This is a genomic window from Poseidonibacter antarcticus, assembly GCF_003667345.1.
GTDB lineage: Bacteria > Campylobacterota > Campylobacteria > Campylobacterales > Arcobacteraceae > Poseidonibacter > Poseidonibacter antarcticus.
The window spans coordinates 116,136-125,536 of the sequence record NZ_RCWF01000004.1 but is presented as its reverse complement, the minus strand read 5'-3'; the positions used below and the strand labels follow the sequence as shown (position 1 = coordinate 125,536).

The 9,401-nt window shown below is 31.9% G+C and carries 4 protein-coding genes; all 4 read left to right on the top strand.

The features are described from left to right. The coding region (locus D9T19_RS06860; RefSeq protein ID WP_205588696.1) for a beta strand repeat-containing protein at positions 1-4,504 on the top strand (4,504 nt) is incomplete at its 5' end. Between the two features lie 15 nt (positions 4,505-4,519). Continuing rightward, entirely contained in the window at positions 4,520-6,100 is a 1,581-nt protein-coding gene (locus D9T19_RS06855; RefSeq protein ID WP_121627487.1) for a TolC family protein, read from the top strand. Position 6,101: 1 nt separating this feature from the next. Then, on the top strand, positions 6,102-8,189 hold the full coding sequence (locus tag D9T19_RS06850) for an ATP-binding cassette domain-containing protein (RefSeq protein WP_121627486.1): 2,088 nt from the start codon (positions 6,102-6,104) through the stop codon (positions 8,187-8,189). After that, entirely contained in the window at positions 8,186-9,358 is a 1,173-nt protein-coding gene (locus D9T19_RS06845; protein ID WP_121627485.1) for a beta-barrel domain-containing protein, read from the top strand. The genes D9T19_RS06850 and D9T19_RS06845 overlap by 4 nt, the downstream gene beginning before the upstream one ends. The last annotated feature ends 43 nt before the right edge of the window (positions 9,359-9,401 follow it).

The following is a 9,401-nucleotide window of genomic DNA, read 5'->3' as shown; positions in this document are numbered from 1 at the left end:
TGATATTACAAGTTCAGTGACTGCAACAGCAGTAAGCTATGATGATGCTAACTTAACAAGTACAAACACTGTTCAAATGAAAGTAGTAGATTTAGCAGGAAATGATGGAGCAGTAGATACTCAACTTGTTACTATTGCCTTTACAGGACCAAATAATCTAATTACAATTACAAGTATTACAGATGATACAGGTTCAAGTAGTAGTGACTTTGTAACTAATGACAATAATGGTTTAACAGTAGCCGCAACTCTTACAAATACATTAGATACAGGTGCTGGTGAAAAACTAATGTATAGTAATGATAATGGTGTTACATGGATTGATATTACAAGTTCAGTAACTGCAACAGCAGTAAGCTATGATGATGCTAACTTAACAAGTACAGCAACTGTAAAAATGAAAGTGGTTGATGTAAGTGATAATGATGGTCCAGTAGCTACTCAAGATGTAATAATCGATACAACAATTGATACAAATGGAAATGGAAAAACAGTAACAATTGAAAGTATTACAGATGATACAGGTATAGCAAATGACTTTATTACAAGTGATACAAATTTAGAAGTAAGTGGAACAGTAGATTTAGCTGATGGAAATACATTAAGTGTAAGTGCAAATGGAAATACTTATACAACAGCAAATACAGAGTTAAGTGTAGATGGTAGTGGTAATTGGAGTTTAGATTTAAAAGGAACTACTTTAGTAGATGGAACAACTTACCCAATAGTTGCAACAGTAACAGATATAGCAGGTAATTCAACAAATGCTACTCAAGATGTAATAATCGATACAACAATTGATACAAATGGAAATGGAAAAACAGTAACAATTGAAAGTATTACAGATGATACAGGTATAGCAAATGACTTTATTACAAGTGATACAAATTTAGAAGTAAGTGGAACAGTAGATTTAGCTGATGGAAATACATTAAGTGTAAGTGCAAATGGAAATACTTATACAACAGCAAATACAGAGTTAAGTGTAGATGGTAGTGGTAATTGGAGTTTAGATTTAAAAGGAACTACTTTAGTAGATGGAACAACTTACCCAATAGTTGCAACAGTAACAGATATAGCAGGTAATTCAACAAATGCTACTCAAAACGTGGTAGTTGATACAACAGCACCAACAACAACAGTAGATATTACAAGTATTACAGATGATACAGGTTCTGATACAAATGACTTTATCACAAACGATAATGATGGCTTAACTATAGGAGCAACACTTTCAGCTGGCTTAGCAAGTGATGAAGCACTTATGTATAGTAATGATAATGGTGTGACATGGAGTGATATTACAAGTTCAGTGACTGGAACAACAGTAAGCTATGATGATGCTAATCTTACTAGTACAAACACTGTACAAATGAAAGTAGTAGATACAGCAGGCAATAATGAAACAGTAGAGAGTCAAGAAGTTACAATTGATACAACAGCACCAAGTATAACTACTAAAACTTCTTCTGTTTCAGAAGAAGCTTTAGCAAATGGTTTACAAGATACAAATGGTGGACCAGATACGACAAATTTAGGAGCTGTTACTGGGACTATGTCTATTAGTGATGCTTCTGAGATTAGTGAAATTACACTAGCTTCACAAACGGCTGGTACAACATCTGGAGGTGTAGCTGTAACATGGGCTAGTACTACTGCAGCTGGAGTACATACTCTTACTGCAACAGCTGGTGCAACAACAGTAGCTACTTTAACACTAGATGCAACAGGTGCTTATACTTTTACTCTTTTAGAACCTTTGGATCATGCAACTGCTGATAGTGAAGATATACTAGCTTTAAATTTTGGTGTGACTGCTACTGATAAAGCTGGAAATACGACTGCTTCAACAACTCTTACTATAAATGTAGAAGATGATAGTCCTTTAGCTTCAAATGATCAAACATTTATTATGCCTGTACAACCTGATACTGCTGAAGGGTCTTTAGTAGTTTCTTATGGTGCTGATGGTGGTTATGTTTCAGAAATTGGAATTGATGGTAATACTTATACTTATGATGTTGATACTGATAGTATTACAGCAGCAGGGACATCTGCTAATGTAGATAGTTATAGCTTTAACGATATAAATGACGAACTTACTATTAATACAACGCAAGGTGAAACATTTGTAGTAGATATGCTAACAGGTGAATATAGTTATGCAGCATTAGAAGCTTATGAAGAAGTGGGACCTGAAGTTAGTGTTAACCAAGGATCAGGTTTGTTAGGAATAGCAAATGTTGGTGCTTTAGGTGCTGTTGATATTGGGACTAATCAAACATTTACAGCTGTGGATGCTAATAATAATATTGAAAGTGTAACAGTAGCAGCTACAGCTACTCTAGGTGTTAGTGTAGCTGGGTATTATGAAGTGAGTTTCTCTCAAGATATGGCAGATGAATTTGGATTGGCTGTTAATGAAACCAAGAGCGGTATTTTCCTAGGACTTGTAAATGTTCAAAATGGTTCTACACTTACTATTGAATCAATAGATGGGGGTCCGATAGATAATCTTCAGCTTAATGAATTTTTGGCAACTGTTTATGTAGAACAAGTTGGCTTAGATTTAGTCTCACTTGGTCTTATCCCTAGCCTTACAATTGAAGCAACAGATACAGCTAACAATACAACAACTGATACAAAATCAGATGTTCTAGGTTTAAGTTTAATAGATCCTGATAGTAGTCCAGCTAATATTACCGAAGGAACGAGTGGAGTTGAAACATTAACAGGAAGTGCTGATAGTGATCGTATTTATGGTTATGATGGTGCTGATATTATAAATGGTGGTCAAGGTAATGATTTACTACGTGGTGGTGCTGGTAATGATACTATTAATGGTGAATCAGGTAATGATATTATCATTGGTGGAAAAGGTAATGATACTCTAAGTGGTGGAAGTGGAAATGATACCTTTATCTTTGAAAAAGGTGATGGCGGAACTGCTGGTTCTCCTGCTAGTGATACTATTACAGACTTTTCATCAATTGCAGTATCTGCAGGTGGTGATACTATAGATTTAAGTGGTTTATTAATAGGTGAATTAGCTAGAGGTAATACTGTTGGAAACTTGAGTGATTATCTACATTTTGAAGTTGTTGGAACTGATACTGTTCTTTCTATTAGTACAAGTGGAGCTTATTCAGGTGGCTTTAACGCAGGAAGTACAGATCAACAAATTACATTTACAGGAATAGACCTTGTAGGAGAATTTACTACAGATCAAGAAGTTATTTCTCAATTGCTTTCAAATGGTAATTTAATCGTTGATCAAGCAACTACAACTACAGATGAACTAAATGGTACTACAGTTATAAGTGGAATAATTACTGATAATGATGGAGATACAGCTTCTAGTACTTTAACTTTTGATACGACAGACCCACATGTAAACCCACTCAATGTGGCACCAACTGTTCAAGTAAATGATAATCAATTACTTGGTTTAGTAGGTGTTGGTGCAGTTGGTTTAATTGATTTAACTACTCAGGCATTGACTGCAGGAGATGTTGATGGAAATTTACGCTCTGTTGTTGTGGCTTATAACTCTACAGTGGAGATAAATTTAAAAGAGTTGGCACTTACTGCTTCTTCTCAATTGGCAAATGAGCTAGGTTTACAATTCTCAGTAGTAAATGATGCTGGTTTACTAGGATTACTAACACCTTCTACAACTCTTACTATTACAGCAATAGATGGTGGTGATATTGACAATGCAGCAATCAATGAATTACTTGCAACAGTGAAGTTTGATTCTGATATTAATATATTGGGTCTTGATGCAGGTGCAAAAGTAAATTTAATTGATGGCACAATAATCAATGCAACAGATAGTGAAGGTTTATCAAGTGGTGATACACAAGTAAGTAATTTATTAGATGTTGATGCTCTTGAGGCACTTCTTGGAGATAATTCAGCTATCATAGAAGGTGATACAGGAAATGATACATTAACTGGAACAGCTGATGATGAACGTCTTTATGGTCATGATGGTGACGATACTATTAATGGTGGAGATGGTGATGACTTAATTCGTGGTGGTGCTGGTAATGACACTTTAAATGGTGGAGATGGAAATGATACTCTTATTGATGGAAATGGAAGTGACACCTTTAATGGTGGAAATGGAAATGATACTATTGGTATAAGTAGTACAAACTTTAGCTCAATAGATGGTGGAAATGGAGTAGATACTCTTTCTATGATTGGTGATTTTGATTTTGATCTTACCTTAATAGATGATGCTAAAATAAGTAATATAGATAAAATAGATATAACAGGTGATGCAGATAATAAATTGACATTAAATTATAGTGATTTACTTGCAATAAATACTTCAAATGAGCTGTATATAACAGGAAATAATGGAGATATAGTTTCTCTTGAAGGACAAACGTCATTAGGTACAGAAACATTAAGTGGAATAACATATAATAAGTATGACCTTGGTGGTACTGCTGATGCTGATATCTGGATTGATCAAGATATTACAGTTATTTAAGAATAAGGAATTTTTATGAAATATTTTATTCTTTTACTGTTAGCAACTGTTTTATATGGAAAAGAGAGCTGTTATACAGTACAGCTTCTCAGTCAGACTAGTTCTGATAAGAATAGGAATTTACTTTTACAAAATAACTATGATAGTTCATGTAAAGTAATGGAAATAGGTAAAAACTTAACTGTTAGATGTGGTTGTTTTATGAATATGGAAGATGTTGAAAAAACACTTCCTGCTTTTAAAAAAGAGTATAAAAATGCTTATATTACAAGTACATATAAGAGTAGATTTAAAGAAAAAAAACAAATAATTAAAGAAGAGAAACCTATTTTAAAGAAAGAAATTCCAGTTTCTATAGACATAGGAATAAAAAATACTAAAAAACAAGATACTTTTAATATAAATACTCCTGTTAGAGATACAAATATGTGTGTTAAAAATGTAAATACATTATTAAATGAAACTTATAAAAATTATCCTAGTATTAAAGCTTCAAGACAGATGATTCTTTCTAAGCAAGCAAAAGTTGAAAGTGCAAAATGGAATTATTTTCCAACACCTTCTATAGATATTTCGCAACGTGCAGATCGTAAAAATATGACTTTTCGTTTAGAACAACCATTGTGGACAGGTGGAAAACTTGATGCAAAGCGAGATATTGCAGTATCAGAATATGAGGAAGCTCAATCTACCCTAGAAGAAAATAGATATATTTTAACTGAAGAATTTTTAACAATTCTTCAAAATTATATAGAATCAGAAGAACAAATTAAAGGATTTTTAGAAGGAAGAAAACAGCTAGTAAAATTCTCAGAAATGGTAGAAAGACGTGTTTTTGCAGGAGCATCTTCTAGAACTGATAAAGAATTACTTAATTCGCGTATTGCACAAATTAATTCAGATTTAATGATTGCTAGGTCAAAATATTCAGTAGCACGTTCACAAATGAATCTACTTTTAGGTCATCCTCTTCGATGTGAAATAGGGTTTGAAAATGACAAAACACTTAATCAAAAACAATCCCTAGATCAGATGAAAGAGACATTAGTAAATACTCATCCAGAACTTAAAAAATTACAATCACAAGTTTCAATAGCTGAAGCTGAAAAGAAAAGTGTTGATGCTGAAATAATGCCTAGTGTTTTACTACGTGCTGAATATCAAGATGGTTCAATTTATACAAACGATCAATCAGATGATAGTTTCTTATATCTTAACTTTTCATATACTCCTGGTGCTGGACTTTCTGCAATATCTAATATGGAAAGTGCTAAATATGCTGTAATGCAGACAAAAAATGAATTAAAAACAAAAAAACTAAAATTGTTGAATATTTTAGTTTCATATTATGAAGATTATCATTCATCTATAGATCGATTAGAAAGTATTAATCAAACAATTAGATTATCAAATTTAGTACTAAAATCTTATACTCGTTTATTTATTGCAGGAAAACGTCAATGGCTTGATTTAGTTAATATGTCACGTGAAGTAACAGAAAATAGGATTTCCATGGCAACTATTAAAGCTATGTACATAACAGCATCTTATCGTTTAGCTTTACAAACAGGTAATATTAATTTTGAAGGGAAATAAATTGATAGAAGATATACATTGGCTTACTCAAGTATGTACGCTACCTCATTTTGCGAGATTAAGGCTTCCCTTATATGAATTAGAAATGATTAAAGAAAAATTTCTAAATTCAAAAACTAAGTCCATTACCTCTATATATGATACTATTTTTGAAAAGTTGGAATTAAAAAAACCTCAATGGGATAGTAGTTTAAAAGAGTCATTATTGCCAGCTTTGGCATTAATACCAAATGAGGGAATATGTATTATTATAGAAAAAGAGGCAAATGATAGTTGGAGAAGTGAAGACAAAAATGGAATGAGAAGTGAAAAATCTTATCCACCTGGAACGCTATTTACATCAATAAAAACAGAGCGAAAATCAAAATTAAAACAGTCTGCCAAAGATATGTTTAAAAAAGTTGCTTTTCAACAAAAAAATATAATAATACATGCTGTTATTGCTTCTTTGAGTATTAATTTTCTAGCTTTGGGTACTTCTTTTTTTAGTATGCAAGTTTATGATAGAGTTATACCTACACAAGGTATTTCTACTCTTGTAGCTCTTAGTATAGGTGTTGCCATTGCAATTTTATTAGAAATGATACTAAAACTTTCTCGTTCACATATATTTGATCATGCAGCAAAGAATATGGATATAGCATACTCACATGATATATTTAAACGCTTTTTAAATATACGACTTGATTCATTACCTAAGAGTATTGGTACTCTTTCTAGTCAATTACAAAGTTATGCTACTGTGCGAACATTTATTTCTTCAGCAGCCTTGTATATATTTATTGATTTTCCATTTTCCATGATTTTTTTAGCAGCTATTGTAATGATTGCAGGATGGATGATGGGAGGAATTGCTCTAATTTTTTTGATAATAGCAATTATTACAGGTTTATTTTTTCGTAAAAAAATTGAACATTTAACAAAAACATCTTCAATGGCATCACATCAAAAATTAGGTCTTTTAGTTGAGAGTGTTGAGAATGCTGAAAATATTAAGGCAACGGGTGCTAGTTGGAGTATATTAGGTAGATGGAATGCTTTAGCTGAAGATGCAATACATGATGATATAAGGATTCGACATTATTCTGAAATGTCTACTTATATAGCAGGTTTCTTACAACAGTTTAGTTATGTTGCACTTGTTGCAATGGGTGCTTATTTAGTAAGTACAACGAATGATTTAACAATGGGGGGACTTATTGCAACTACTATTCTTTCAGGTCGAGTACTTTCACCTATTGCAATGTTACCAAATTTACTTGTACAGTGGGGTAGAACAAAAATAGCAGTGGAAGATTTAGATCGTGTATACGCTCTTGATTGTGATAATGAAGGTGTTTCATCTCCTATTTCTCCATCTGTAATGAATACGGATTTTTGTTGTGAAAATATCTCATTTTCTTATGAAGAAAATAAACCAGCAGTAAAAATAACAAACTTAAAAATCTCTCAAGGTGAAAGGGTTGCTGTATTAGGAATGATTGGTTCTGGAAAGTCTACTTTATTAAAAGTTCTTTCAGGTCTTTATAAACCACAAGAAGGAAAAATTCTTATTAATGGTATAGATATTCATCATATTTCACGTAATAAAGTTAATGAAAAAATAGGATATTTATCACAAAATGTAAAATTAATTTCAGGTACGCTTCGGGATAATCTTTTACTTGGATTAACTTGTGTCAATGATGAAACAATTATGGAAGTATCTAAAAAAACTGGACTAATTAATCTTATAAATACTCTTTCACAAGGTTTAGATACTCTAATACCTGAAGGAGGAGAGAGTGTATCTGGAGGACAAAAGCAGATTATTTCTATGACAAGAATATTACTTATGAATCCTCAAGCATGGTTTTTAGATGAACCAACTGCACATATGGATGATAGTACAGAAAAATTAATACTTGATTCTATTTATGAAACACTTACTCCTGAGAGTACTTTAGTTGTGGTTACTCATAAACCTGCCTTACTTAGATTGGTTAATAGAATAATTGTAATGACTCCTGAAGGTATTGTAATGGATGGTCCAAGAGATGCAATATTACAAAAACTTAATCCAAAACTCCGAAATAAGGATAAAGAATGAAAGAAGAAAAATATCAACTTCATAAGCCACTAATAAATCCTTTATGGATAACTTTTGGTACTTTACTCTTAGTAATTATACCTTTTTTAGTATGGGCATATTATGCAAATCTTGACCAAATTTCTCATGCCCAAGGGCAGGTTATTGCTACTGCAAAAACACAAGAGATTCAATCTACAATTGATGGTGTTGTTGAGCAAATTTATGTAACAGAAGGTGAACATGTAAAAAAAGGTGATAATCTTATTTTACTAGATAAAGCTCAAGCTCAAGCAGCCTATGAAAATAGTAAAGCAAAAGTAGCAGCTTTAAAAGCAAATCTTTCACGTTTAAGAGCAGAAGTTTATGGGAAAAGATTAATATTTGATAAATCTCTTGATAAGTATCCTGAGTTCAAAGAAAATCAAAAAGCATTATTTCGTCGACGTCAAAGAGCGCTTAATGATGATTTGTCTGCACTTAATGAGTCATTAAAATTAGCAAGAGAAGAACTTAATTTAAATATTCCTTTATTGGACAATGGTGATATAGGTGCTTTAGAAATTATAAAAATTAGACGTCAAATTGCAGAGTTAAAAGGTAAAATATCTAATACACGTAATAAATATTTTCAAGATTCTCAAACAGATATGACAAAAGCAGAAGAAGAATTATCTACAAAAGAACAAGAATTAGCTGATAAAACTATTATTTTTGAACGTACATCTATTTCTTCTCCAATGGATGCAATAGTTAAAAATATAATTGTTACTACAAAAGGAGCAAACGTACGTTCAGGAGAGGTAATCCTTGAGTTATTACCTTTTGGAGATGAACTTATAATAGAGGCTAAAATGCGTCCTTCAGATATTTCATTTGTTAAACAAGGACAAAAAGCATCAGTTAAACTTGATGCTTATGATTATAGTATTTATGGTGTTTTTTATGGGAATGTAACATATATTAGTCCTGATACACTTGTTGAAAAAACACCTAAAGGTGAAGAGTATTTTTTTAGAGTACTTATTGCCTTAGATAAAACACAATTAAATACAAAAAATGGAAAGAAAATAAATATAAGCCCAGGAATGACAGCACAAGTAGATATTGTTACAGGGAATAGAAGTGTTCTTACGTATTTATCTAAACCTATTACAAAAACATTTTCTGAAGCTTTTCACGAAAGATAATATTTATATGAACTTCTATTTTGAAGTTCATATAAAACTTGAA

Excerpts from the sequence above, each read along its gene's own strand:
- D9T19_RS06855 (WP_121627487.1), top strand. The coding sequence starts at position 4,520 with ATGAAATATTTTATTCTTTTACTGTTAGCAACTGTTTTATATGGAAAA.
- D9T19_RS06845 (WP_121627485.1), top strand. The coding sequence starts at position 8,186 with ATGAAAGAAGAAAAATATCAACTTCATAAGCCACTAATAAATCCTTTA.